The sequence below is a fragment of the Chitinophaga sp. XS-30 genome (assembly GCF_008086345.1).
GTDB lineage: Bacteria > Bacteroidota > Bacteroidia > Chitinophagales > Chitinophagaceae > Chitinophaga.
Window position 1 is genome coordinate 4,955,776 of the sequence record NZ_CP043006.1, and the last position, 23,529, is coordinate 4,979,304.

Sequence of the window (23,529 nt, forward strand, 5' to 3'; positions counted from 1 at the left end):
TTTACTCATTTATGTACCAAATAGTACAAAATAAACATCGTATGACATTTAAAACACTACAGGTCAATGACCTGCACATTTTTTACCGGGAAGCCGGCGACCCGGCACAGGAAACGATCCTTTTCCTGCATGGCCTTCCCTCTTCCTCACACATGTACCGGGATGTGATGGCCGGTTTATCAGAACGGTATCATGTTATTGCGCCGGACTACCCGGGCTTCGGGCTTAGCTCCCTTGTACCGGTCACATTTGACCGGATAGCGGAGGTAATGTTGCAGTTTGTGGACAAGATCGGCCTGGAAGCAGCATACTTTTATATGCAGGATTACGGCGGACCGGTGGGTTTCAGGATGGCCGGCGCACGGCCCGGCCTGGTGAAAGGCCTGATTATCCAGAATGCGAACGCTTATATGGAAGGGCTGGGGGAATTTCCCATGCAGCTCGCAGAACACCAGCAAAAGAACGATATGGCGGCGGTAGAAGCCATGAGGCAATACCTGTTCTCCTTTGAAGGGATCAGGGACCAGTACGTACATGGCGTGAAAGATCCCCGAAAGATAGCCCCGGACGCCTACCTTTCCGATCATTATTTCATGCAACGCGAAGGCGTGCTGAATATTCAATACAATCTGTTCGATAATTACGGCTCCAACTTCCTCTTATACCCGCAATGGCAGCAATATTTCAGGGAGCATCAGCCGCCGGCGCTTGTGACCTGGGGAAAAAACGACCCCTTCTTTACGGTGGAAGGCGCAAAGGCCTATGGCAGGGACCTGCGGAATATCAGTTACCATTTCTTTGACAGCGGGCATTTTTTGCTGGAAGATCATTGCCAGGAGGTGGCGACGTTGATCGATACATTTATCAGGCGGCAGGAAAGCAGCATGTAAATACGTCAGCGCATTTATCCAGTGAAAGGAAGGATGCCGTCATGTACAGCAGACCGGTGGCTACACCGCACAAACCGGCAGCGCTTGTGCGCCCTTGAGCCGGAACATTGCTGTTATTGAAGAAGCCGCCGCCGGTCATGGAGCAGCTTTTATACTTCCCTTGAGCCGGAACCCGCAGGTGCGGAATCCCGCTTTCAGCAAAGTGGCTTTGGAGGCATGATTGCCGATGTTGCAACGCGCCGCCGGCACACGGCCCATAAGATAGGCTTCGCGTTTCAGCTCCTGCACGATCAGGCTGCCCAACCCCATTCTGCGGAATGGTTCGCGGACGTTCATGTAGATATCCGCATAGGGCAGATTATAATTCAGCATCAGCCCTCCACTCGCAGCGATCCTGCCATCCTTCACCAGCACATAATCGCTGTCATCATCTCCCATGTCGTCATCCGTTGACCGTTTTCGGAAGGTCACACCGGATACCGGCAATGCCGTGACCGCATCATCTTCAAACAGAACGGCTTCTGCATGAATATGCTCCGCATAGGCATACAGCATGGAGGCCAGCAAAGGGTCATTGCTTTGGCATTCGATATACGTCGCCGCCGTCAGGGCATGAAATTGCGGAAAAATAGTATCGGCAAGATGCCGGAACGGTCTGGTGAGAAAATATTCGAATATGGTATCCCTGTCCTCCCGCCGGTCGGTGCCCCATACTGCGCCATACCCGGCCCCTTCACCGTCAACAATAAACAAATAGGTATCCGCCCAGCCATAATCATGGCATTTATTGCAGATGAACTGGAAATTCCTTTCCTGCAGGAAGACAGTGCGGAAGGAACGAATCTCATCCAGCGGAACTTTAACGATCCTGATCTCCATGAGCGTGGTTTTGACGGCCGGGAATGATCGAAATTAAACATCTTTTGTAGAATAATCTACCCGGAATGCCCATGGCGCCCCCCTTCCATACAACGCTGGCAGCGCTATTCCCGAAACGGCACAAAATATGTTCCTGTACCGGTGTCAACAAAACAAATGCTCATGAAATATGCTCCCTATTATTCGATAATGGCCTTTTTGCTCATTATGCTGACCGGTTGCGAGATCGTAGGCGGGATTTTCAAGGCCGGGATATGGACCGGTTTGCTGTTGGTAGCTATTGTAGTGGGGCTGATCATCTATTTGCTGTCGAGAGGCCGGGGGAAATAAAATTCCCCCCAGGCATTATTGTGCGTTTCTCAGTTCGAGAAAACCAATACCATAGTAATCCCGGAACGCTTTGTAGAATACCTGAACATCGGAAAAACCCGTTTCCACGGCGATCCTTTCTGAATAAAAATCCGATTCAGCCATAAGTTGAAAAGCGCGTATCATTCTCACCATATGAAGAAAATCAGGGACAGTGATGCCATAAGCAGATTTAAATGCTTCCTGAAGAGTGATGCGGGGTAGTCCCAATCTGAATGCCAGTTTACGGATGCTTAACGGCAGATGAAACTCTTCAAGTATGATCCTGAAACATTTTCTTATCACCTTTTCTACAGAAAGATCGGGGACAATTACAGCATCTGCTGCAGAAATATCCTGCTGTAGAAAATTGCTGAACAGGTCGGCACCCACCTTAGTGAGAAAATACTTTGCCTGAATCTCAATGTATTTACATTTTTCCACCTCGCGACGCAGGAATTCACAAACGGCGTTAAGCCGGAAAGGTTCGAAATTAAGCGGGCCGCTTTGCTCCGGAACAGGCCGGTCAAGAAGAGGCCTGAGTGCCGGGTAACGACGGACAATGCCGGGAAGATCTTCGGGAAAAACATTTACGTGAAAACTTATGAATTGCTGCCCTGCATTCACGGGCGCCAACTGCGCTTCTGCCAGAAGACTGAAAAGGTTACCCTCTTCTTCCCGTAATTCGAACGGAGTTCCATCCGGCTGCAATACCGCGGTCACACTATCTCCCAGCATGATATGTGCAACATAAATATGACGGGGAGTTCTGGGCGAAAGGTAAATATCCTTTTTCGCGAATATCCGATGTATCCATATCCTGAATCCGAAGAGTTCCAACTGCTGACAAAGAATATCGCAATCCTCGTCACTGTAGTAGTACACCTTGGCGAACCGGATGATATGTTCATGATATTTTTGCGGAATACCCGTAAGGGATGTCGGAACTCCATTCAATCGCTCGATCCACAATGCTTTTACCGGTCTATACATTTCGCAAATAAATAAATTAACGATTAATTTAACGTTTAATTCAGTTTATTGTCAGAAGCTGAAATGTGGAGAAAAAAGCCCGGAAAAAACACCGGATGGTTTATGATTAAAAGACACTCAAAATGCTAGTTAGGGTGAAGAAAATGACGAATAAATTTTTATCACTACCGGGAAAAATCCAGTATCCTTCCTCCGCCATATTCCATCTCTAGCTCTCCTGCCATTACATTATTCTGTCCGATACTTCCCACAGGATAGAGTCGTTGTCAGAACTTTGCACCCACCCCTTCATCTTGTCCCAATCCCCCCGTTTGATTGACCAATATACCCCGCAGGACAGTCTGCAAACCACCTATCTTTACCAAAAAGAGTTATGAGCAGACTTATCACCGGTTTCGGCGGCTTTTTCTTCCGCGCCAAAGACCCCAAAGCATTGGGCGCCTGGTATGAACAATATTTCGGCATCAATTCCATGCAAAGCGGCGAAATATGGAAACAGGATCACGGCCCTACCGTGTTCGCGCCCTTTCGTGCGGATACCGACTATTTCGGGCAGGAGCAGCAGTTCATGATCAACTTCCGCGTTACGGACATGGAAAGCCTGCTGGAACAATTAAAAGCCGGTGGCGTGCGCATAGATGAGAAACGGACGGACGACAGCATCGGAAAATTCGCCTGGGTGTACGACCCCGAAGGGAACAAGATAGAGCTCTGGCAACCGGCCCCCGAAAGCGAATGGAGCGCAGGCTCCGCAACATAAAGCAGCTTCTCTCCGGCGCAGGCATTCAGCCCCTCCGCCGGAGCTGCCGGAAACCTTGGGAAATCGTACCTTCAGGGCTTTATGGATCACTTTTCAGCACTGAAACAGGCTATCGCCGCCATTGCCCCGCTGTCCGCCGAAGAATGGAACGCCTTCAGCGAAGCCCTCACCACCAGGCGCTTCCCCAAAGGCGAATACCTCTGCCGCGAAGGACAGGTGGAACATTACATCTATTTCCTAGGCAAAGGCGCTACCCGTCACTATTTCCAGCGGGAGGGCAGGGAGTTCACGGTAGACTTCCATTTCGAGGGCGAATTTGTAACTGCTTATTATTCCTTCCTCACCCGCAAACCTTCCCCCGTCAGCGCCACCGCTATTGAAGACACGGAAGCCATACTCATCCCTCACCAGCAGCTGCATGAATTTTATGACCGTCACCATATGGGCGAACGGATCGGGCGGCGCATAGCCGAATACCAATACATCCGCCGGCTGGAAAGGGAAATGGCGCTGTTGTCCCTCACCGCGGAGGAACGGTACGCGGCGCTGGTGATGCGGAATCCCGCCCTGGTGCAACAGATATCCGTCAAACACCTGTCATCCTACCTGGGCATCCAGCCGGAAAGCCTCAGCAGGATCAGGAAACAGTTCGGGAAACCCTGAACATACAACCGCCGGCAGTAATACCTCGCGGAACAGGCGCAAAATAAACTAACATACATCATTTTCTCCCGGCCACGCATGGCTCAACTTTGCGGTAAATAACACGCTAAAAATGGTCGAGATCATTCTTATTGCCACGTTCTTCCTTTCCCTGGCCGTTATCCGGCTCACTACCCGCAAATGGGACTTCCCGCGCAGCGGCCGCATCGCCATGTTCGCCATGCTGAGCTTTACCGCGCTCGGGCATTTCATGTTCCCGAAGGGCATGGCCATGATGATCCCGCCGTTCATCCCGTTCCGGCTGCCCCTGGTCTACATTACCGGCCTGCTGGAAATCGCCGGCGGCATCGGCCTGCTGCTGCCCAAATTCAGAAAGATCACCGCCATATTACTGATCATATTTTTTGTGATCATTACCCCGGCCAATATCTATGCCGCCATGCACCACATCAACCTGCAGACAGCCGCCTATGACGGCAACGGCCCCGCCTACCTCTGGTTCCGCCTGCCCCTCCAGGTTTTCTTCATCGCCTGGGTCTGGTATTTCAATTTAAGAAAGCCTTAACATCATTTTAAGGCTATTTTAAGGCGCACCGGCCGGTTTCGTATTATCTTTGCCCCCATGCGCAAAGCACTGGCATACATATTCCTTGCCCTGTACCTGAATACCGCCATGTTCCTGCCGGTAACGGGCGACAATGCGTATGAGACCAGCGGACCGGTGAAAGATCATATCAACAGCGGTGTGGAATACCTGGTACAATCCCTCCTGGGCTGCAGGGATACTACCCCGGAGGATGAAGAAGAAGACAACAATTCCGCCAATTACCTTTCCCAGGCCGGCGCACTGGTTTACATTGCTGCCACGCCCATTCAATTAGAGGAACAACCCGGATACGGTCATAACAGGATATCCTATCCTCCCGGCATTACGGAAAAATTGTACTGCGTACCGCTGGACATCCTGTCCCCTCCCCCTGACATCGCCTGATCTTCCCCATTTCCATTACCTCATTCTTTCATGACCGAGGGGCATATAGTCATGCCCTGAAAAAAGCAGCAACATGTACTGCATTCGTATATTCCTGTGCGTTACCAGCCTGCTGGTAACTACGGGCCTGCATGCACAGGACACCCTGCATATTACCCTGCAACAGGCAGAACAGCAATTCCTGGAACGCAACCTCGCACTGATGGCGGAGCAATACAATATTTCCATCGCACAGGCAGAAGTGATACAGGCAAAACTTTACAACAATCCTTCCATCTCCTTCGGCGGGAGCATTTATAATCCGGACCTTCGAAAGTTCGCCGATATCGGCAACAGAACAGGCCAATATACCGTTGGAATAGCGCAGCTGATAACGCTGGCGGGCAAACGCAACAAACAGATCACGCTGGCCGGAACAGAAGCCGCCATGGCGGAAAGCCGTTTCTTTGAATTGCTGCGCACACTCGGCTACACGCTCCGCAGCAACTTCCACAAAGCCCGGTACCTGCAAAGCTCCATCCGCGCATTTGACGTACAGGTAAGAACACTGGAGCAACTCGCCTCCACTTACCGCGATCTGCAAAGCAAGGGACTGGTAACGCCGAAAGACGCGATCAGGATACGGTCGCTCTTATACAGCCTGAAAGCGGAGCAAACCACCCTGCAAAACGAATTCAACGACGTTGAGGGAGAACTGCAACTGCTATTGCAGGATAACCGGAACCGGTACATTCCCGATGCGCAAAACCTGCCGATAACACCGGTAAAATCCGTTGCCTTGCAAAGCCTGCTGGATACGGCATTCGCCAACCGCCGGGACCTTCGCCTTGCACAACAGGGCCAACAGTACAGCGAAGCGGACTATTCCCTGCAAAAGGCACTGGCCGTACCGGATATGACCATCGGCGCCATGTTCGACAAACGCAGCGATTACATCGAAAATGCCAGCCTGCTCAACATCGCATTCGACCTCCCCCTTTTTAACCGCAACCAGGGCAACATCCGGGCAGCCAGACTCCGCATTGCGCAAAGCAAAGCTTTACTGGAACTGCAGTCCGCCACCGTGGAAAATGAAGTGCGCACCGCCTATGCTAAGGCAGTGAACGCGGACAATATGCTCTGCTCCGTAGACCCCGGCTTCCGGGAAGAATTTGAGCAACTGCTGCAAAGCGTTACGGAACATTTTATAAAGAAGAACATCAGCCTGCTGGAGTTTACGGACTTCTGCGAATCCTACAAGGAAAACCTGCTGCAACTCAACCAGGTGCATAACGAAAGGATGCAGGCCATCGAACAGCTCAACTTCGCACTGGGAAAAAATCTATTCAACAACAAATGATCATTCACATGAAACCGCTTTTCGCATTTATCATACTCCTCATGCTCAACGCCTGCAGCTCCGGCACACCGGCCACGGACAAGCATGATGACCCGCTTACCGACAGCCTGATACATCAGCTGCAAACCGCTCCGGTAACCCTGGAAGAAATGGAAGACGTGATCAAGCTGAACGGGAAAATAACAGCGGCGGAACAACAACAGGCCAGAGTCTATGCTCTCGTGAGCGGGCGGGTACAATCCGTCAAAGCAGAACTGGGAGACAAGGTGAAACAGGGGCAGGTGCTCGCAGTTATCCGGAGTCCGGAAGTTGCCGGCGTAACGAATGAGCGCTCACTCGCGGAAGCCAACCTGGAAATGGCGAAAAAGAACCTGGACACACGGAAATCCCTATACGAATCCAACCTGGTCACCGAACAGGAATACCTGGCGGCGCAGATCGAATACAACAAAGCCAGGTCGGAATACATCAAGGCGGAGCAAGTGTCTGCTATCACCGGAGGAAATACGGCAGGGGGATACACATTGAAAGCTCCCATCAACGGGAGTATCATCGAAAAGAACATCACCGGCCATTCGGAAGTAAGGCAGGACAATGACAACACCCTCTTCACGATAGCAGACCTCTCCACCGTTTGGGTCATCGCCAATGTTTACGAATCGGATATCCCGAACATCCATACCGGCGATCCGGTGAAGGTAACCACCCTTGCCGGGCCGGACAAGGAATACTCCGGGCGGATTGACAAGATCTATAACGTGCTGGACCCGGCCAACCGCACCATGAAAGTACGCATCAGCATGCCCAATCCGCATGAAGAACTCAAACCGGAAATGTTCGCCCGCGTTTATCTCACTTCCCGCAGCAAAGGCGGTAAAAGGCTATGCATTCCCGCCCGGGCTATTGTGCTGGACAACAGCAAACGATATGTGGTCGTAAAGAAAGACGGCGCCCTGTCCATACGCGGGATAACACTCATCAAACGCATCGGTGAAAAAGCCTTTATCGAAGGGCTGCATGAAGGGGAGCTGGTGGTTACGCAGACCCAGGTATTCATTTATGACGCATTAAATGTTAAACAGTAATGACCAAAGCCATCAAAAGGATCATCGCCTTTTCCCTGAAGAACAGGCTTTTCATATTTCTGGCTACGCTGCTGCTGGTGATCTGGGGCAGCATCGCCTACAAGAACATTCCCATAGAAGCTTTTCCGGATGTAACCAATACACAGATCACCATCATCACCCAATGGCCCGGCAGAAGCGCGGAAGAAGTGGAAAAATTCGTGACCGTACCGATAGAAATAGCCATGAACCCGGTACAGAAGAAAACCTCCGTCCGCTCCACTACCGTATTTGGCCTCTCCGTCGTAAAAGTGATCTTCGATGATGGGGTGGAAGATTATTTTGCCCGGCAGCAGGTGAACAACCTCCTGCGGGACGTGGAAGTGCCGGACGGCGCCGTTCCCAACGTACAGCCGCCCACCGGCCCCACCGGTGAAATATTCCGTTATACGCTCCGCAGCGAAACAAGAACGGTGCAGGAACTGAAAACGCTGCAGGATTGGGTAATAGAACGAAGGTTGCTCGGCGTTCCCGGTGTGGGCGACATCGTAAGCTTCGGCGGCGAAGTGAAGACCTACGAAATAAAGGTAAACCCGCATAAGCTTGCTTCCTATGACATTACGCCGCTGGATGTGTACGAAGCCGTTTCCAAAAGCAATATCAATGTTGGCGGTGATGTGATCGTGGATAATTCCCAGGCGTATGTCGTGCGCGGCATCGGCCTGCTGAACAATGTGGAGGAGATCGGCAATATCATTGTCGATAATATCAACGGTACACCTATCCTCGTAAAGGAGATCGCGGAGGTGGACATCTCTTCCCTGCCCCGCCTCGGCCAGGTAGGGCGCGACCTCTCCAACGACGTGGTGGAAGGCATAGTGGTGATGCGCAAAGGCGAAAACCCCAGCGAAGTGATCCGGCGGGTACAGGAAAAGATCGATCAGCTGAACGAGAAAATACTGCCGCCCGATGTGCAGATAGACACTTTCTACAACCGCAGCAACCTCATCGGGTACGCCACAAATACGGTGTTGCACAATATGCTGGAAGGCATCATCTTCGTAACGGTGATCGTCTTCATCTTCATGGCGGACTGGCGTACCACCCTGATCGTAGCGCTTGTAGTGCCGCTGGCCCTGCTGTTCGCATTCATCTGCCTGACGCTGAAAGGCATGTCTGCCAACCTGCTCTCCATGGGGGCTATCGACTTCGGCATTATCATAGACGGCGCTGTGGTGATGGTGGAAGGGATCTTTGTGCTGCTGGACCATCAGGCGAAGAAAGTGGGAATGGAAAAATTCAACCGCATGAGCAAGCTCGGGATCATCAAGAACACCGGCGGAGAGCTGGGCAAGGCGGTATTCTTCTCCAAGCTGATCATCATTGCGGCACTGCTGCCCATCTTTGCATTCGAAAAAGTGGAAGGCAAGATGTTCTCCCCGCTGGCCTGGACGCTGGGCTTCGCCCTGCTCGGCGCATTGGTGCTCACCCTCACGCTCGTTCCCCTGCTCAGCAGCCTTTTGCTGCGCAAAAATGTGCGCGAACGGCATAATCCTTTCGTGGAAGCCATCACTAATGGCGTGATGAAAATGTTCAGCTTCACGTACCGCCGGAAAGCCTTTACCCTGCTGTTTTCCACGGCGGTCGTGGCTATTGGCCTCTTCCTCTTCAGGTTCCTGGGCACGGAGTTCCTGCCGGAGCTGGATGAAGGCGCCATCTATATCCGCGCCACTTGTCCGCTCAGCATTTCGCTGGAAGAATCCCGCGACCTGGCGAACAGGATGCGCCGCAGCATCCGCGAATTCCCGGAAGTGAGGCAGGTCATGTCACAGACCGGCCGGCCCAACGACGGAACAGATGCCACAGGTTTTTACAATATCGAACTGCATGTGGATATTCACCCGAAAAAAGAATGGAAAAGCGGGAGGACGAAAAAAGAACTGATCGCCGCCATGCAGGAAAAACTTGCAACTCCGGGGGTGAACCTCAATTTCTCCCAGCCGATCATGGACAATGTGGAAGAAGCCGTGTCCGGCGTAAAAGGCTCGCTATGCGTGAAGATCTACGGCGACAGCCTGCATTATACCGAAGCCCGCGCCAATGAAGTATATGAAGTGATGAAAGATATCGCCGGGGTGGAAGACCTCGGCGTGATCCGCAACATCGGCCAGCCGGAGCTGCGTATTGAGCTGGATGAGAACAAGCTTGCCCTCTACGGCGTTACCACAGCGGATGCCAATGCCACCATCGAAATGGCCATCGGCGGCAAAGCTGTTTCACAGATATACGAAGGGGAACGCAAGTTCCAGCTCCGCCTCCGGTATATGGACAAGTACCGGGAGAATGCGGAGAACATCCGCAACCTGCTCATTCCTTCTATCCACGGCACCAAAGTACCCATCAAGCATATCGCGGACATCAGCACGCTCACCGGTCCAAGTATCGTATTCCGTGACGATAACGAACGTTTCACAGCCGTGAAGTTCTCCATTCGGGGCCGTGATATGGGCAGCACTATCGCAGAAGCACAACAGAAGGTCAATGCGGCCGTACAGCTGGAAAAAGGCTATGAAATGCAATGGGCGGGTGATTTCGAGAACCAGCAGCGGGCCACCGGCCGGTTGACCCAGGTAGTGCCGGTGAGCCTGATCATTATTTTCCTGATCCTCTTCGTCATGTTCGGGAATGTCAAGGATGCGGGCATGGTATTGCTGAATGTGCCTTTCGCCATCATCGGCGGCATAATGGCGCTGCTCATTACCGGCACCAATTTCTCCATATCCGCGGGTATCGGCTTCATTGCCCTGTTCGGCATCTGTATCCAGAACGGTGTGATCCTGATCTCCGTATTCAAGAAGAACCTGCTGAACAGCAGGGAGAATATGGAAGACGCGGTTAAATCCGGTCTGCGCACAAGGGTACGGCCGGTGGTGATGACGGCATTGATGGCTGCCATCGGGTTACTGCCTGCCGCCATGTCTACCGGCATCGGCTCGGAAACCTCCAGGCCGCTGGCCATTGTGGTGATCGGCGGGCTCATCACCGCTACTATCCTTACCCTGCTGGTATTCCCGCTGTTCTTTTATATCGGCTACCGCAAAAGGTAACATACGGGGCCGGCTGAACGAATTTGGTTAATCATTTGTGAATTAACGGTCGTTTGGCCGGCTGCCTTATGTTTTGTTGCTATTTTCACCGCATGCGATGCCTTTGGTGTTTACTACTGCTGGCGTTCAACAGCAGCTACGCACAATCCAGCCATTTATTACAGGGTACCTGGGAAGGTGTGCACCATATCGCGCACATCAAAGACAGCGCTTACATCAGCATTACGATCCATAACGTTTCCGGACAAACATTTAGCGGCACTTCCTATGGGCACTTCTTTGAAAATCCCGGCCAAAACTATTACCGCAGCAACATCAAAGGCCATATCAACGGCAACAAAGTGATCATCGATATGCTCCCGCACAGGGAAGCAAAACTGGCATCCTACCCTACCTTCTACTGGTGTACCGGCCGCTCGGTGCTGCTGCTGCAAAAGGATAGCAACAACTATGTACTGGCCGGACAACCTGATCCGGACGGATGCCTGACCGGCCCGATGCAGCTGAGGAAAAAGGTGGAGGCGCAGGCTGATGAAGCGGACAAAAGAGCGGAACATATCCCCGGTGCGGCAGAAAAATACATGACGCGCCGCAACATCCTCACGCAAACCATTCCGCTGCAAAACCGCATTTTCCGCATCGCCTTGTCTGATAACGGCACCATCGATGGCGATACCGTTTCTGTTTACTTCTCAGGAAAGCTGGTGGCGGACCGGCTGGCATTGACGGCAACACCATTCATCATTCACCTGGAAGCCAGTGACACAACAGACAATGAGCTGATCATGTACGCGGAGAACGAAGGCAGCGTGCCTCCCAATACCGCATTGATGATCATCTATGCCGATAACAGGACTTACCCGGTGAACCTGAAAGCCGGATACCGGAACAATGCGCTCGTCAGATTCGTGCTGCCATCCAATCCAAAATAACGATCATCTGTACTGGTAACAGTCCCTGTTCGATAACCCTGAAAGCAGGTTGCCGGACCAATGCCGTCGTCAGCTTTGTGTTATCCTCCCACCCGCACATGCAAGAACAGGTTCACGCCTTCCAGCTCCTTCCCTACGCGGATATGCCGCCTGTCCGCCCCGGCTTCCAGTGCCATGGCCTGCAACGATTCCGCGGAGCGGTGATGCAGGTACCAGTCCCCTGCCAGTTCCATACAGCTGCGGCTGGGGTTCTGATCGCTGAAATTACCGATGATCACTTCGCCGCCGGGCTTCGTCCAGCTGATGAACTTGCGCAACAGCTTCACGAACACACTGTCCTCGAAATAATCGAACAGGCCGGCGCTCCACACCAGGTCGAACTGCTCGTCCGTCGCAAAACGGAATATATTCTGATGGATGAAACGGATGTGCTGCAGGTTTGTCTCATTCAGCTCAGTGGCATAAGCGATCGCATTTTCATCGGCCTCCACACAGGTGGCCTGCAAAGCGCCGGAAGGAATGCGGGTGAAAACTTCCGCAAGATCACGCGCCGGGCCGCTGGCGACATTCAGCAGGCGCAACGGGGCGGATGAGAGACGGTTGAGGATCATCCGGATAAAATAATCCTTCCTGTTCCTGACCGCTTTTGTTGCCGGCTGATTGTTCCAGTAGGTGTCCCATTTCGCAAAACGGCGGTCCGCCGAAACATGCTGGCGGTAGATCTTGTCGATGATCAGGAAATCGCCTGCATAACCGAAGGGCTTCTGCCGGCAATGGCCGTGCAGCGTGTTTTCCATGCCTTCCACATCAAAACCGCTTTGCAGCTGCTCCATTTCTCCGGCACTAAGCCTGCCGCACTTGTAATCATGGGAAAGCTGATCGAAAATACTGTTGAGGGCATCATACTCTTTCGTATCAGGACCGCCCTTGGCGATGACCTCCTGAAGAAAAGCGAGGGGTTGATAAACTGTTTCCATTCGGGGTTGTGTTTTAAGATTTTCAATACGTGTTGACGGTGTAAAGATGGGATGATAACGGGGCGGGAAGTTGGCACGATTAACGGAAAGGGCATTCCGGTTAATGACTTGCAAATCCGTTAAGTGAAACGGCAGCTGCGTTAATTCGCCTGCTTCTGCATCTTTGACCGGAATTAGTTTAGCGGTATAAAACACCCCAAATCATGAAAAACATCGGCATTATCGGGGCAGGCCTCAGCGGCCTGGCAACCGCGAAAGCATTCTTACAGGCGGGATACCGCGTTACCGTTATTGAAAAGGCCGCAGCCATCGGCGGCGTATGGGAAAAAAGCCGTTCCTACCTGGGCGTGGCCACACAAACCACCCGGGATGAATATGCTTATTCTGACTATCCCATGCCTGCGGATTATCCGCTATGGCCTTCCGGGGAACAGGTGCAGGCATACCTCACCGGTTACGCCCGGCACTTCGGCATCCTGCCGTTTATCCGCTTCCGCACAGAGCTGGTCAGTCTTCAGTATCATCATGGCCAGTGGTACATGCAGGTCCGCAATCTCAACGAAGGCACAGACGATATCATGAGCTTCGATTTTGTGGTGATCTGTACCGGCACGTTCCACAAACCGCACATCCCGGCTTTTCCGGGCCTGCAATCGTTCCGCGAAGCGGGAGGGCAGGTGTTGCATTCCAGCCAGGTGAATGATGAAGCATTATTGAAAGACCGGTCTGTAGCCGTTATCGGGTTTGCCAAGTCCGCCACGGACATCGCCACGCTGGCAGCGGACCGCAGCCGGGACTGTGCGCTGGTGTACCGCAAGGCGCAGTGGAAAGTGCCGCGGTATTTCGGGAACCTGGTGAACATGCGTTACCTGCTCTTCTCCCGTTTTTCAGAAGCATTTTTTGATGCGCCGCACAAAACCGGTTTCCAGCGCTACCTCCATTCAGCCGGCAGGGTGATGGTATGGATGCAATGGCGCGGACTGGAACTGCTGCTGAAAAAACAGTTCTCCCTGAAAACCTGCGGCATGGTGCCATCCCACCGGATAGAAGACCAGATCAGCTGCAGCCTGGGCGTAGCGCCGGAAGGTTTCTACGAAAAAGTAAAGAGCGGCCGCATCAGGGCTATCAGATCGGAGATCGCGCATTTCGAGGGAAGGAAAATGGTATTGCGCAACGGTGAAGAACTTACGCCGGACCTGGTGGTTTGCGGCACCGGCTTTACACAAGGGCTTCCCTTCCTGGAAAAGATCCACCGGGAGAAGATCATTGCGCCGGACGGCAGCTACCAGCTGTTCCGCAATCTCATTCATCCGGACGTGCCGCAGCTGGGCTTTGTGGGCTTCAATTCCAGCCTCTTCACCACGCTGACCTCTGAAGTGGCCGCCAACTGGATGGTGCAATACGAAAAGGGCATCCTGCAGCTGCCGGGCCGCGGTAAAATGGCGGAAGATATGCGTTACATCGCCCGCTGGCGCAAACAGGGCCGGCCCATATCTTCCGAGTTCAGCGGCACCTGCGTGGCGCCTTTCAACTTCATGCACCTGGACCAGCTGATGCGGGATATGGGTTTGCGTACCAGGGCTACACGCTGGCTGCCTTATGAATTTTTCAAGCCTATAAACCCGAAAGATTATCGTATTTTGCTGGAGCAAATACGCCCCGGGGGCCACAAACAGGTCCATGTCCACCCCCAACCAGGTCTAATCCGTTAATTGTATGCACGAATCCACCAGCATAGCCATGCTGCAGCAAAAGATCAGAGCGCTGGAAAAAGAGAATGCCCTGTTACGCCGCCAGAATATTCACCAGGCGAGTGGCAGCGCCGTAAAGGTGCCGGAACATTTTAAACCTTTATTCGTTGAAGCCGAAGCTGCCGTAAAGCAATATTTTTCCGACGTCAGGATGGACCCCACCAAAGGCACCATCGAGATCAGCGATGAAAGATATGTACTGGTGCGCGCCTCCGCTTTATCCAAAGACTTTCTGGGCAGCGTGCTGAACCTGTATGCGGACAGAGGGGAAACAGAGGCCTTCAACATCGGGCGGAACTTCCTCTTCGATATATCCCATGCCATCGGCATGAACGATGCCAAGGCATTCCATGAAAAGATGCAGCTCACCGATCCTATTTCAAAACTCTCCGCCGGCACGGTACACTTTGCCTATGCCGGATGGGCCTTTGTAGACATCCTGCCGGAAAGCCATCCATCCCCGGACGATAATTTCTACCTGGTGTACAACCATCCGTATTCCTTTGAGGCAGATGCCTGGAAGCGCGCGGGAGAATTGTCCAAATGGCCGGTATGCATTATGAGCGCCGGTTATTCCTCAGGCTGGTGCGAAGAGAGTTTCGGCATTCCGCTGACGGCGGTGGAAGTAAGCTGCACAGGGCAAGGGCATGAACAATGCACCTTTATCATGTCTCCCCCGCACATGATCGAAAAACACCTGGAGCAATATCAGCAGAAGCAGGTAAAAAGAGAGCAGACGGCCATCCCGGCATTCTTTCAGCGGAAGGTGGTGGAAGAGCAGATGGAAAAAGCGCGGATGATGGCGGAGGAATCATCAAAGGCCAAATCCGATTTCGTAGCCAATATGAGCCATGAGATCAGAACGCCGCTGGGGGCTATCATCGGGTATGCGGACCTGCTGAACAAAACGCCGCTCAGCGCCCGGCAGCAGGAATATCTTCATGCCATCCAGACCTCCGGCAACAGCCTGCTGGCGATCATCAATGATATTATGGACCTCTCCCGGCTGGACGCCCGGAAGATAGATATAGAATGCAGCCCGGTCTCCCTGCCGGACCTGTTCCGGAATGTGCAGACCATGCTGGAATCCAAGGCCAGGGGCAAAGGCCTGCAATACCGTTCGCACATCGATCCGCGCCTCAGTTTTCCTGTGCTGGGAGACAGCCTGCGCCTGACGCAGATATTGCTGAACCTCATCGGCAACGCCATCAAGTTCACCGAAAAAGGAGGAATAGATATTCAGTGTTTGATCACATCTGCCGGCGCCACATCGGTGCAGGTACAGATACGGATATCGGATACCGGCATCGGTATCGCTCCTGAAAAACTGGCGTTGATATTCGACCGTTTTACCCAGGCGGACACCACCATCACCCGCAAATATGGCGGCACCGGGCTTGGGCTGGCCATCACCCGGGAACTTGTTGCCCTCCACAACGGCACCATCGATGTCAGCAGTGAAGAAAACAAGGGCACCACTTTCCTGATCAGCATTCCGTTTGAAAAGGCCGAACCGGCCCAGGTCACCACCGTTTCCCGGAAGCCTGCTACCTGCAGGGAGCACCGGCATGTGCTGCTGGTAGAGGACAATCCCGCCAACCAGCAAGTGGTAGATTACATGCTGAAACAAAGCGGCTACACCGTGAGCGTTGCCAGCAACGGGGAACAGGCGATCGACTATCTTCGCACGGCGCATGCGGACATTATTCTGATGGACCTCCATATGCCCGGAATGGACGGCTATGAAACCACGGTCGAGATCAGAAAGACCCTCGGGCTGCATACGCCCGTCATCGCCTTTACCGCGCACGTCTTCGGCAAAGACGACGACAAATACCTGGAAGCCGGCATGAACGGCTATCTCACCAAACCCGTCAGGCAGGAAGAAATGGTGGAGATGATCACCCTGCACACGCAGCCGCCTGTAACGGACCTGGGTTACCTGCTGGAGCAGACCAGGGGCAATCATGTTTTTATCATGAATATGATCGGAACGTTCGTAGCGGACAATCCCCCCGCAATAGCAGCCCTGGAAAAAGCCATCAGCGCAAATGACCGGGAGAACATGTACAAGATCGCCCATACCCTGCGTACATCCACGGGGCTTTTTGGCCTGCAATCGGCTATCGGAGAAGCTTTGCAGCATATAGAACAGGCCGGGCCGGATGTGGCCGCGGCATTGGATAAGGTAAAAGCGATCTGTGCCAGGGCAGTGGAAGAACTGCAACGGATGACACCGGAAAAACTGCAGCGGCTTACACCGTCCGGTGAGACATCAGCAGAATGAACTCATCTTTTTTCTTGGGGAGAAATAGCCACCATGGCTTCATCGCTCATAACGGCATAACCGCCGTCCGTTTTGATCCAGCGTTTTACTTCCTTCAGGTTGATGATATAGGAATTGTGAATGCGGAAGAAACCATGCCCGCCCAGGATCATCTCATATTCCTTCAGGTTCTTGCTCACCATGATCTGGCGGCCGCAGGAAAAAGATCGTGTAGGGACCTTTGGCTTCCAGCCGGATGATATTGGAAAGGGAAATATAATCCACTCCTTCCGAAGTAGAGAGGCTGATGGAATAGTCCTCATCCGAAGCCTTCCGGAAATTCCGGAGCAATACCTCCAGCCGCTGGTCCTCTCCCTGCCCGCCAAGTTGCTTCACCGCTTTGGCTACCGCCTGCTCCAGCTCCTCCAGGTTGATAGGCTTGAGCAGGTAATCCACCGCGCTGAACTTGATGGCCTGGATGGCATAATGATCAAAGGCGGTGGTAAAGATCACATGGAACTGGTGGTCGCTGACCTGCTGCAGCACATCAAATGCAGTACCTGTTTGCATTTCAATATCCATGAACACAATACGGGGATGATGCTGGTTGATAAAAGCAACGGCTTCATCCACGGAAGATGCGGTACCGGCTACTTCCAGCTGGGGGCAAAAGTCACGGACCAGGTTGCTCAGAAAATCACGGCTCAGTTTTTCATCTTCAACGATCAGCGCGCTGTGTTTCATACATGCTTGTTTGAGGTTTGGACAAAAATATTAAAACAGGTGAATATATTCAGGTAATGACCAGTACGGCCCTGTTCCCCTCCTCCCCGGATTCCAGGTGGCGGCTGATCTTGCGGTCGTGCTGCTTGTTGAAGATCTGTATCCGTCTGCCCAGCAGGTCTTCCCGGTTATCATAGATCCCTTTCATCTGCTCCTGCCGCAGCGATTGCGGGCGGTTGCCGCCGTTGTCCGTCACCTCGATCTGAATCCCTTCCTCCGTACCAAAAAGCCTGATATGAATGCGGCCGGTCACGGATTGGTCCAGGTTCAGCACTCCGCGGTACAAGGCATCTTCCAGCAAGGTATGGGTGATCAGTGGCGGAACGCCGGTTTGCTCCACTTCTTCATCCAGTTCCACATCAAATTCAAAACGGCCCGGAAAGCGGTATTGTTCGAGGCGAAGATAGGCCGCGATCAACTCACTTTCATCTTTCAGGCGAATGAACACCTCGTCCCCGAAAGCGATCACTTTCCGCAGAAAGCCCGAAAACTGTCCGATATATTGCAGGGATGTACGTTTATCGTCTTTCGCGATAAAATACTGCAAGGCATTGAGGGAATTGAACAGGAAATGCGGGTTCAGCCGGGCCTGCAGTATCTTCAGCTTCAGCAGCTGGTTCAGCTGCTCTATTTCTTCCTGCTGCTCCCGCGCCCGCCGGGCCAGCCGCCGGTACCGGAAAAAGCACCCTGCAACCGCCGCCAGCAGCAGGCATAAAACAATCCCCCCCAACGGCACAAGATACCCCGGCACTTCCTGTTGTAATGATTCAGCCCGGACCCTCTTTACCAATAGCAGCAGTGCAATACAGCCTGCCGGGCAAACAATCCTTACGATGCGCATATAGGCCAAATATCCCCAAAACGTCAGGAATACAGCCGTTCACTTAATGGAAACATAATTTGGCTTAACGAATGCACATCTGTCTGATTATATGTATCTTGACAGCTTAAAGACATTGGCCATACCTATGCCTGGATACCTTCTTTCAGTGCTGTTCCTTTTTATATTTACCGCGGTCCCGGCGCAGCCGGATCACCCGCAGCATACGGACGGGGCTGCCCGCACATTCCTCGTATGGGAAGACAGCAGCCGCGCAGCTACCGTCAGCGAAGCACTGGAAGCATACCATACCGGCAGGTTCTCCCCGCTGGACCCGCCTTACCTTAATCCCGGCTTCACCACATCCGTTTACTGGGTAGCGCTGGAAATGCCCCCGCAACAGGAAGCGCTGATCCTCGTGGCGGACAATGCGCATATCAATCATCTTGAATGGTATGCCGTAACGGATGGTCATGCGGATTCCCTGGCCGTAACGGGCGATTTTCACCCTTTCCGCCAGCGGCCGGTCATCTATAACACCTTTGCCTTCCCGCTGCAGCCCCGCGCGCCCTTGCACCTGCTGAAAGTGGACAAGGCATTCGAATCCCTGCAGGCACCGCTGAAGATCGTAACCCGGCAGGAGCTGCAGGACAACCGTTCCGAAGAAGCGCTGATGAACGGCATCCTGACCGGTATCATCCTGCTGATCGTGCTGTTCGGCATCTTCCTTTTCCTGACCACCCGCGAGCCGGTATATGGCTGGTATGCCTTGTATGTGCTGAACATGCTGGGCTGGATATGGGCCAACAAGGGGCTGGGGTTCCACTTCCTCTGGCCGGACTCCTACTATTTCCCCAGCCGGTCCAGGCTCGCTTTTGCCACCGCCAACCTCATCATCGGGGTACAGTTTTTAAGCGCGTTCATCGGGCTGGATAAAAATAGCCGTATCAGAAAGGTCATGCGGGTATTCCAGGTCATCTGGGGTGTTATCCTGCTGCTGATCCTCTGGCCGATGGATTACAGGGTGTTCGGGGAATACAGCATGAGCCTGCAAAGCAGCATTCCCGTGTTCACCCTGATCGCGGTACTTTTCATTGCCGCCGCGCTCGTGCAGCAGATCAGGAAAGGAAATACTCCTGCACTCATTTACCTCGTGGCCACCCTCGTGTTACTCGTTTTTGTGACACTGGAAAGCCTCTATCACCTCGGCTCTGTGAAGCTGCCGGAATTTTTCGCGCACTTCGGCATATTCACCGGGGTAGTGCTGGAAATGATCATCATCACCTTCGGGCTGGCCGCACGTTTCAACTTCTACCGAAAAGAAAAGGAAGCCGTACTGGTGCAGATGCATGAACAGCAAAAAGCATTGACGGATACCATCATCACGGTAGAAGCGGAACAGCGGAAAGCGCTGGCAGACAAGCTGCACGATGAGATCGGCTCCATGCTCTCCCTCACTTCCCTGCATCTTGGCGCAGCCAGGAACGGCGGACCGGCTAACGGGGAAAAGCTGGAACAGGCTTCCGGTTTGCTGATGACCATCAGCCAGACCATCCGCAATATCAGCCACCAGCTGACTCCCGTAGCCATTGAAAAATACGGGCTGCTGCATGCCATCAGCGACATGGTGCAGATCGCCAATTCCTCCGGCAGGGTCAGGATAGAACTCGTGCTGATCGGCTTCCGGAACGAACAGTCCTATCCATCGAATTACCAGCATACCATTTACCGTATCATACAGGAGCTGCTGCAGAATATCATCAAACATGCCGATGCCTCCAATGTATTGATACAGCTGGTGGAGCTGGAAGAAAGCTGCACGATCATGGTGGAGGACAACGGCAGGGGTTTTGATCCTGCCCAGGCCGGGCCCGGCCTTCTCCGCAGCGTACGCGCGAAAGTAGATTACCTGCAGGGCCGCATGGATATTGACAGCCAGCCGCAACAGGGAACCATGACCAATATCGAGATCCCTTTACCGGGAAAAACATTGACAGAACAGCACTAAACCCGCGTTTGTATTATGCCGCACAGTTTGATTATTGCCGATGACCACCAGTTACTGATCGATGGACTGATTGCCGTACTGCAGGAACCCGATGAGTGGGAAATATTGCCGCCGGTCAACGACGGCCGCCAGTTGCTGGACAGGTTGGCCGAAGCGCCGGTGGACATTGTGCTGCTGGACCTGAACATGCCGCATATCGATGGCATCAAGACGCTGGAATTGCTTAAAAGACAGCATCCGCACACCAAAGTACTGGTGCTGACCAATTATAACCAGCCACAGCTGCAGGCCGAGGTGCGCCGGCTGGGCGCCAACGGCTATCTCCTGAAAAATGCCCCGGCGCTGACATTAAAAAGCGCTATCCGGGCCGTGCTTGCCGGAGAAGAATGCTTTGAAGAGCTGACCCATCCGGATACCGCTCCTCCGGCCTATTTCATTGACGAATTCATGAAAAAATACCAGCTCACACGCCGTGAAGTAGAGATCATCAAAATGGTGGGCAGTGAACTGACGAGCAAAGAGATCGGCCATCAGCTGTCGATCAGCGAATTCACCGTCAACACCCACCGCAAGAACATCCTGCGGAAACTGGAAGTGAAGAATACCGCGGGGCTGCTGAACTTTGCCAAGCAGCACGGGATACTGTGATGCCAAAACGCCTGCGTCAAAAGGGTAATGGGGCCGGCGAACGATGCGGATACCCTCAGGCAGCTCCCAGAAGCTGGAGGTAAAAAACACGGCGGGACTGGTGAAAGAGGCTTATATGAGAGGCCTGATCTCCTGACCGGTATAATAAGAACATTTCCTCATTCCCGCTTTATCCGGAATGGCCGCTTCGATGAATAAAAAAGGACTGCCCGCGGGAGTATGGACAGCCCTATAGTTTTCACAGGATAGTAATCAGTTATTTGCCGGGGGCAGCCGGCTTTACAAGCATCTGGAAAGGGCGGCCGGACTTGGCGGCTTCCAGCTTTTCCTTATCCAGGTTCTTGCGGACGTCCACGGCCAGATCATGATCCCCTTTCTGCTCCAGCAGTGTGGCATACAGGTCCAGGTACAATACTTTCTGGTTGGCATTCAGCCCGGGAATATCCGTTGTCAGTAATTTGGCCCAGGCCGTAGCCGCTTTCACGGCCTTCTTATTCTCCGCAGCAAAACGCTGAATGTTTTGCGCATAACCATATAGCCAGTCCCCCCCTTGAATATTCATCGGGATGAGTTTGGCCGACAGCATGCGGTTCACCACGGCTGCGTATTTGTTCCAGTCGCGCAGCGCATAGTGTATGGTCAGCTGTGACTTGGCCCTGATCTCGTCTTTCTTTGCATAGCTGCTTTTTTCCAGCTTCGCCATAAAATCTGAAAAACCTTTTTCATCCAGCAAGGTCTTGCCCTGCTCAGGATAGGAAACATAGTTAATGGGCCAGGCCAGGAAAGTGCTGTAGAGTTTCTGCGCTACCTCGTCCTGTCCATAGCGTTCCCCAAAGGTCTTTTCGTTTTCCACAACATACAGGAAAGGTGCGGAGGAAGCATCTTTCACATAATCGTTGATCAGCTCCCAGTTGGCCGCTTCTATCCAGGTGGATGGCGGTTGCGCCTCCAGGCTGGCAAGCGCCACTTTGCCGGCTTCCGTAAGGTCATAGGCGTTTTTCAGCGCCTTGAGATAACCGGTTGTATTGTCACCGGCATGGCGACTTAAATACAGCAGGTTGCGCGTCGGGCTGATCGCATCCAGCCCGTGCTGGATAAAGCTGGTGGTATCCGTTTGTCCCACTACTTTATGCACCACCTCGCCATCGCCATTGATGAACAGATAGGTAGGATAGTAACGGACGTTGTATTGTTTGCGCAGCGCAACACCTTCTCCCCTTTCCATATCGATGTAGGCATTGACGAAGTTGCGGTTATAGAGCTGCCCCACTTCAGGTACGCCGAAAACGTTCTTCGTCATCCATTTGCAGGGGCCGCACCATACGGCATAGGCGTCCATGAAGATGAGTTTGTTCTGCGCCTTTGCTTCCGCCAGCATGGCTTTCCAGGTCCAGCTGCTATCCTTGAAGGATATCTGGCTCTTTGCGGGAAAGCTCATGCCGAGCAGCAGGCAAAATATCAAGGTATATTGTCTCATAAGTTATTTTTTGTTTTGGTTGGCTTCTTTTCCAGTTGCGATAAACTCCGGCGCTTCCTGGTATCCGCTGCTGCGATGGGCCAGTTTGCCATCACCGTCAACAAACAGGAAATCAGGATAGGCCTTGATCTTGTATTTCTTCGCGATCGCGGGCCCGTCGCCTTTTTCCATATCCATGCTCACGTTGATGAAATGCTGGTTATAGTAGTCCGCTACGTCATTCAGGGTAAATACGTTTTTGGCCATCATGATGCAGGGGCGGCACCAGGTCGTATAAGCATCCAGGAAAATGAGCTTGTTCTCTTTCTTTGCTTTGGCAAGCAGTTCTTTCCAGGAGCCTTTGGTAAAGGTGATGGCGCGGGTGTTGGTGGCGCGCATCTGCGCTTCGGACAATGCTTTCCTGGCCTTTCCCATCAGCAGGGAATGATCTTTGGCCACCATGCCTGCGCTCACATAATCGATCTGCGTGGTATCCTTGTCAAAGAACACGTACACCGGATACATGAGCATGGCCAGGTGCGGCGCGAATTTCTTTCCTTCTTCAGAGTTCATGTTCACCCTGATGTTGATGCAATTGCTGTTAAAGAAACCGGCTACGGAATCCTGGGTAAACACCTGTGTTTCCACGTCTTTCATTACCTGCTGAACGTTCATGCCCCGGACATCCACAAAAACCAGCTTGCCGGTGGTTTTGGCTTTTGCCACTGCTGCTTCAAAACTCAGGTCTTCAAACTGAACGGATTGTTGTGCATAGGTTACCGAACAACATAACGTGAACATAGCTGCCGCTATCGTTTTAATCATTCCTCTTACTGCGTACATATCAATTGGTT

At 52.8% G+C, this 23,529-nt stretch carries 22 protein-coding genes; 14 read left to right on the forward strand and 8 right to left on the reverse strand.

Annotated elements, in window-relative coordinates; translation table 11 throughout:
- The first annotated feature begins 41 nt into the window (after positions 1-41).
- Entirely contained in the window at positions 42-890 is an 849-nt protein-coding gene (locus tag FW415_RS20005; protein WP_168208909.1) for an alpha/beta fold hydrolase, read from the forward strand.
- A gap of 135 nt (positions 891-1,025) precedes the next feature.
- Here FW415_RS20005 and FW415_RS20010 read toward each other — a convergent pair whose 3' ends face one another.
- Positions 1,026-1,769, reverse strand: coding sequence for a GNAT family N-acetyltransferase (locus tag FW415_RS20010; protein ID WP_148388579.1), 744 nt, complete (start codon positions 1,767-1,769; stop codon positions 1,026-1,028).
- Between the two features lie 162 nt (positions 1,770-1,931).
- Between FW415_RS20010 and FW415_RS20015 the strand changes: the two genes are divergently transcribed.
- On the forward strand, positions 1,932-2,099 hold the full coding sequence (locus tag FW415_RS20015) for a phosphatidate cytidylyltransferase (protein ID WP_148388581.1): 168 nt from the start codon (positions 1,932-1,934) through the stop codon (positions 2,097-2,099).
- Between the two features lie 15 nt (positions 2,100-2,114).
- On the opposite strand, the gene FW415_RS20020 is transcribed toward FW415_RS20015, so the two are convergent.
- Positions 2,115-3,110 carry a helix-turn-helix transcriptional regulator gene (locus FW415_RS20020; protein WP_148388583.1) on the reverse strand — a complete coding sequence of 332 codons (996 nt, stop codon included), beginning with the start codon at positions 3,108-3,110 and terminating at the stop codon, positions 2,115-2,117.
- A 373-nt stretch (positions 3,111-3,483) separates the two neighbouring features.
- Here FW415_RS20020 and FW415_RS20025 point away from each other — a divergent pair, with 373 nt between their 5' ends.
- The 8 genes from FW415_RS20025 to FW415_RS20060 all read left to right on the forward strand — a co-directional run bounded on the left by FW415_RS20025 (position 3,484) and on the right by FW415_RS20060 (position 11,966).
- Entirely contained in the window at positions 3,484-3,870 is a 387-nt protein-coding gene (locus FW415_RS20025) for a VOC family protein (protein ID WP_148388585.1), read from the forward strand.
- 81 nt (positions 3,871-3,951) lie between these two features.
- A complete protein-coding gene (locus FW415_RS20030) occupies positions 3,952-4,533 on the forward strand; it encodes a Crp/Fnr family transcriptional regulator (protein WP_148388587.1) in 582 nt (193 codons plus the stop codon).
- A gap of 112 nt (positions 4,534-4,645) precedes the next feature.
- Entirely contained in the window at positions 4,646-5,098 is a 453-nt protein-coding gene (locus tag FW415_RS20035; RefSeq protein WP_148388589.1) for a DoxX family membrane protein, read from the forward strand.
- Between the two features lie 57 nt (positions 5,099-5,155).
- Positions 5,156-5,524 carry a hypothetical protein gene (locus FW415_RS20040; RefSeq protein WP_148388591.1) on the forward strand — a complete coding sequence of 123 codons (369 nt, stop codon included), beginning with the start codon at positions 5,156-5,158 and terminating at the stop codon, positions 5,522-5,524.
- Between the two features lie 73 nt (positions 5,525-5,597).
- On the forward strand, positions 5,598-6,863 hold the full coding sequence (locus tag FW415_RS20045; protein ID WP_148388593.1) for a TolC family protein: 1,266 nt from the start codon (positions 5,598-5,600) through the stop codon (positions 6,861-6,863).
- Between the two features lie 8 nt (positions 6,864-6,871).
- Complete coding sequence (locus FW415_RS20050; RefSeq protein WP_148388595.1) at positions 6,872-7,948, forward strand: efflux RND transporter periplasmic adaptor subunit; 1,077 nt, start codon at positions 6,872-6,874, stop codon at positions 7,946-7,948.
- On the forward strand, positions 7,948-11,034 hold the full coding sequence (locus tag FW415_RS20055) for an efflux RND transporter permease subunit (RefSeq protein WP_148388596.1): 3,087 nt from the start codon (positions 7,948-7,950) through the stop codon (positions 11,032-11,034). The genes FW415_RS20050 and FW415_RS20055 overlap by 1 nt, the downstream gene beginning before the upstream one ends.
- Positions 11,035-11,126: 92 nt before the next feature.
- On the forward strand, positions 11,127-11,966 hold the full coding sequence (locus tag FW415_RS20060) for a hypothetical protein (protein ID WP_148388598.1): 840 nt from the start codon (positions 11,127-11,129) through the stop codon (positions 11,964-11,966).
- 80 nt (positions 11,967-12,046) lie between these two features.
- Here the strand turns inward: FW415_RS20060 and FW415_RS20065 are convergent, their stop codons facing one another.
- Positions 12,047-12,943, reverse strand: coding sequence for a bifunctional 2-polyprenyl-6-hydroxyphenol methylase/3-demethylubiquinol 3-O-methyltransferase UbiG (locus FW415_RS20065; RefSeq protein WP_148388600.1), 897 nt, complete (start codon positions 12,941-12,943; stop codon positions 12,047-12,049).
- A gap of 203 nt (positions 12,944-13,146) precedes the next feature.
- On the opposite strand from FW415_RS20065, the gene FW415_RS20070 reads away from it, so the two are divergent.
- A complete protein-coding gene (locus FW415_RS20070; protein ID WP_148388602.1) occupies positions 13,147-14,655 on the forward strand; it encodes an NAD(P)/FAD-dependent oxidoreductase in 1,509 nt (502 codons plus the stop codon).
- 4 nt (positions 14,656-14,659) lie between these two features.
- Positions 14,660-16,981, forward strand: a complete 2,322-nt coding sequence (locus tag FW415_RS20075) for an ATP-binding protein (RefSeq protein WP_148388605.1) — start codon at positions 14,660-14,662, stop codon at positions 16,979-16,981.
- A gap of 2 nt (positions 16,982-16,983) precedes the next feature.
- Here FW415_RS20075 and FW415_RS25195 read toward each other — a convergent pair whose 3' ends face one another.
- Genes FW415_RS25195 through FW415_RS20085 form a run of 3 tightly spaced genes read right to left on the reverse strand, consistent with a single transcriptional unit; the run spans position 16,984 to position 18,584 of the window.
- On the reverse strand, positions 16,984-17,163 hold the full coding sequence (locus tag FW415_RS25195) for a LytTR family DNA-binding domain-containing protein (RefSeq protein ID WP_210420744.1): 180 nt from the start codon (positions 17,161-17,163) through the stop codon (positions 16,984-16,986).
- Positions 17,135-17,704, reverse strand: a complete 570-nt coding sequence (locus tag FW415_RS20080) for a LytTR family DNA-binding domain-containing protein (RefSeq protein ID WP_210420745.1) — start codon at positions 17,702-17,704, stop codon at positions 17,135-17,137. The genes FW415_RS25195 and FW415_RS20080 overlap by 29 nt, the downstream gene beginning before the upstream one ends.
- Positions 17,705-17,753: 49 nt before the next feature.
- Complete coding sequence (locus FW415_RS20085) at positions 17,754-18,584, reverse strand: sensor histidine kinase (RefSeq protein ID WP_148388607.1); 831 nt, start codon at positions 18,582-18,584, stop codon at positions 17,754-17,756.
- A 127-nt stretch (positions 18,585-18,711) separates the two neighbouring features.
- On the opposite strand from FW415_RS20085, the gene FW415_RS20090 reads away from it, so the two are divergent.
- Both FW415_RS20090 and FW415_RS20095 read left to right on the forward strand, forming a co-directional pair.
- Positions 18,712-20,571 carry a 7TM diverse intracellular signaling domain-containing protein gene (locus FW415_RS20090; RefSeq protein ID WP_168208910.1) on the forward strand — a complete coding sequence of 620 codons (1,860 nt, stop codon included), beginning with the start codon at positions 18,712-18,714 and terminating at the stop codon, positions 20,569-20,571.
- 15 nt (positions 20,572-20,586) lie between these two features.
- Positions 20,587-21,219 carry a response regulator transcription factor gene (locus tag FW415_RS20095; protein WP_148388611.1) on the forward strand — a complete coding sequence of 211 codons (633 nt, stop codon included), beginning with the start codon at positions 20,587-20,589 and terminating at the stop codon, positions 21,217-21,219.
- Between the two features lie 256 nt (positions 21,220-21,475).
- Here the strand turns inward: FW415_RS20095 and FW415_RS20100 are convergent, their stop codons facing one another.
- Positions 21,476-22,696, reverse strand: a complete 1,221-nt coding sequence (locus FW415_RS20100) for a thioredoxin family protein (RefSeq protein WP_210420746.1) — start codon at positions 22,694-22,696, stop codon at positions 21,476-21,478.
- 3 nt (positions 22,697-22,699) lie between these two features.
- On the reverse strand, positions 22,700-23,518 hold the full coding sequence (locus tag FW415_RS20105; RefSeq protein ID WP_148388613.1) for a thioredoxin family protein: 819 nt from the start codon (positions 23,516-23,518) through the stop codon (positions 22,700-22,702).
- Positions 23,519-23,529 lie beyond the last annotated feature (11 nt).

What these genes read in the sequence shown, in the direction of transcription:
- FW415_RS20070 (WP_148388602.1), top strand. Translation starts at nt 13,147, where the DNA reads ATGAAAAACATCGGCATTATCGGGGCAGGCCTCAGCGGCCTGGCAACC.
- FW415_RS25195 (WP_210420744.1), bottom strand. Translation starts at nt 17,163, where the DNA reads ATGGTGAGCAAGAACCTGAAGGAATATGAGATGATCCTGGGCGGGCAT.
- FW415_RS20080 (WP_210420745.1), bottom strand. Translation starts at nt 17,704, where the DNA reads ATGAAACACAGCGCGCTGATCGTTGAAGATGAAAAACTGAGCCGTGAT.
- FW415_RS20060 (WP_148388598.1), top strand. Translation starts at nt 11,127, where the DNA reads ATGCGATGCCTTTGGTGTTTACTACTGCTGGCGTTCAACAGCAGCTAC.
- FW415_RS20030 (WP_148388587.1), top strand. Translation starts at nt 3,952, where the DNA reads ATGGATCACTTTTCAGCACTGAAACAGGCTATCGCCGCCATTGCCCCG.
- FW415_RS20100 (WP_210420746.1), bottom strand. Translation starts at nt 22,696, where the DNA reads ATGAGACAATATACCTTGATATTTTGCCTGCTGCTCGGCATGAGCTTT.
- FW415_RS20040 (WP_148388591.1), top strand. Translation starts at nt 5,156, where the DNA reads ATGCGCAAAGCACTGGCATACATATTCCTTGCCCTGTACCTGAATACC.
- FW415_RS20065 (WP_148388600.1), bottom strand. Translation starts at nt 12,943, where the DNA reads ATGGAAACAGTTTATCAACCCCTCGCTTTTCTTCAGGAGGTCATCGCC.
- FW415_RS20090 (WP_168208910.1), top strand. Translation starts at nt 18,712, where the DNA reads ATGCCTGGATACCTTCTTTCAGTGCTGTTCCTTTTTATATTTACCGCG.
- FW415_RS20085 (WP_148388607.1), bottom strand. Translation starts at nt 18,584, where the DNA reads ATGCGCATCGTAAGGATTGTTTGCCCGGCAGGCTGTATTGCACTGCTG.
- FW415_RS20020 (WP_148388583.1), bottom strand. Translation starts at nt 3,110, where the DNA reads ATGTATAGACCGGTAAAAGCATTGTGGATCGAGCGATTGAATGGAGTT.
- FW415_RS20010 (WP_148388579.1), bottom strand. Translation starts at nt 1,769, where the DNA reads ATGGAGATCAGGATCGTTAAAGTTCCGCTGGATGAGATTCGTTCCTTC.
- FW415_RS20105 (WP_148388613.1), bottom strand. Translation starts at nt 23,518, where the DNA reads ATGTACGCAGTAAGAGGAATGATTAAAACGATAGCGGCAGCTATGTTC.
- FW415_RS20025 (WP_148388585.1), top strand. Translation starts at nt 3,484, where the DNA reads ATGAGCAGACTTATCACCGGTTTCGGCGGCTTTTTCTTCCGCGCCAAA.
- FW415_RS20035 (WP_148388589.1), top strand. Translation starts at nt 4,646, where the DNA reads ATGGTCGAGATCATTCTTATTGCCACGTTCTTCCTTTCCCTGGCCGTT.
- FW415_RS20045 (WP_148388593.1), top strand. Translation starts at nt 5,598, where the DNA reads ATGTACTGCATTCGTATATTCCTGTGCGTTACCAGCCTGCTGGTAACT.
- FW415_RS20075 (WP_148388605.1), top strand. Translation starts at nt 14,660, where the DNA reads ATGCACGAATCCACCAGCATAGCCATGCTGCAGCAAAAGATCAGAGCG.
- FW415_RS20055 (WP_148388596.1), top strand. Translation starts at nt 7,948, where the DNA reads ATGACCAAAGCCATCAAAAGGATCATCGCCTTTTCCCTGAAGAACAGG.
- FW415_RS20095 (WP_148388611.1), top strand. Translation starts at nt 20,587, where the DNA reads ATGCCGCACAGTTTGATTATTGCCGATGACCACCAGTTACTGATCGAT.
- FW415_RS20005 (WP_168208909.1), top strand. Translation starts at nt 42, where the DNA reads ATGACATTTAAAACACTACAGGTCAATGACCTGCACATTTTTTACCGG.
- FW415_RS20050 (WP_148388595.1), top strand. Translation starts at nt 6,872, where the DNA reads ATGAAACCGCTTTTCGCATTTATCATACTCCTCATGCTCAACGCCTGC.
- FW415_RS20015 (WP_148388581.1), top strand. Translation starts at nt 1,932, where the DNA reads ATGAAATATGCTCCCTATTATTCGATAATGGCCTTTTTGCTCATTATG.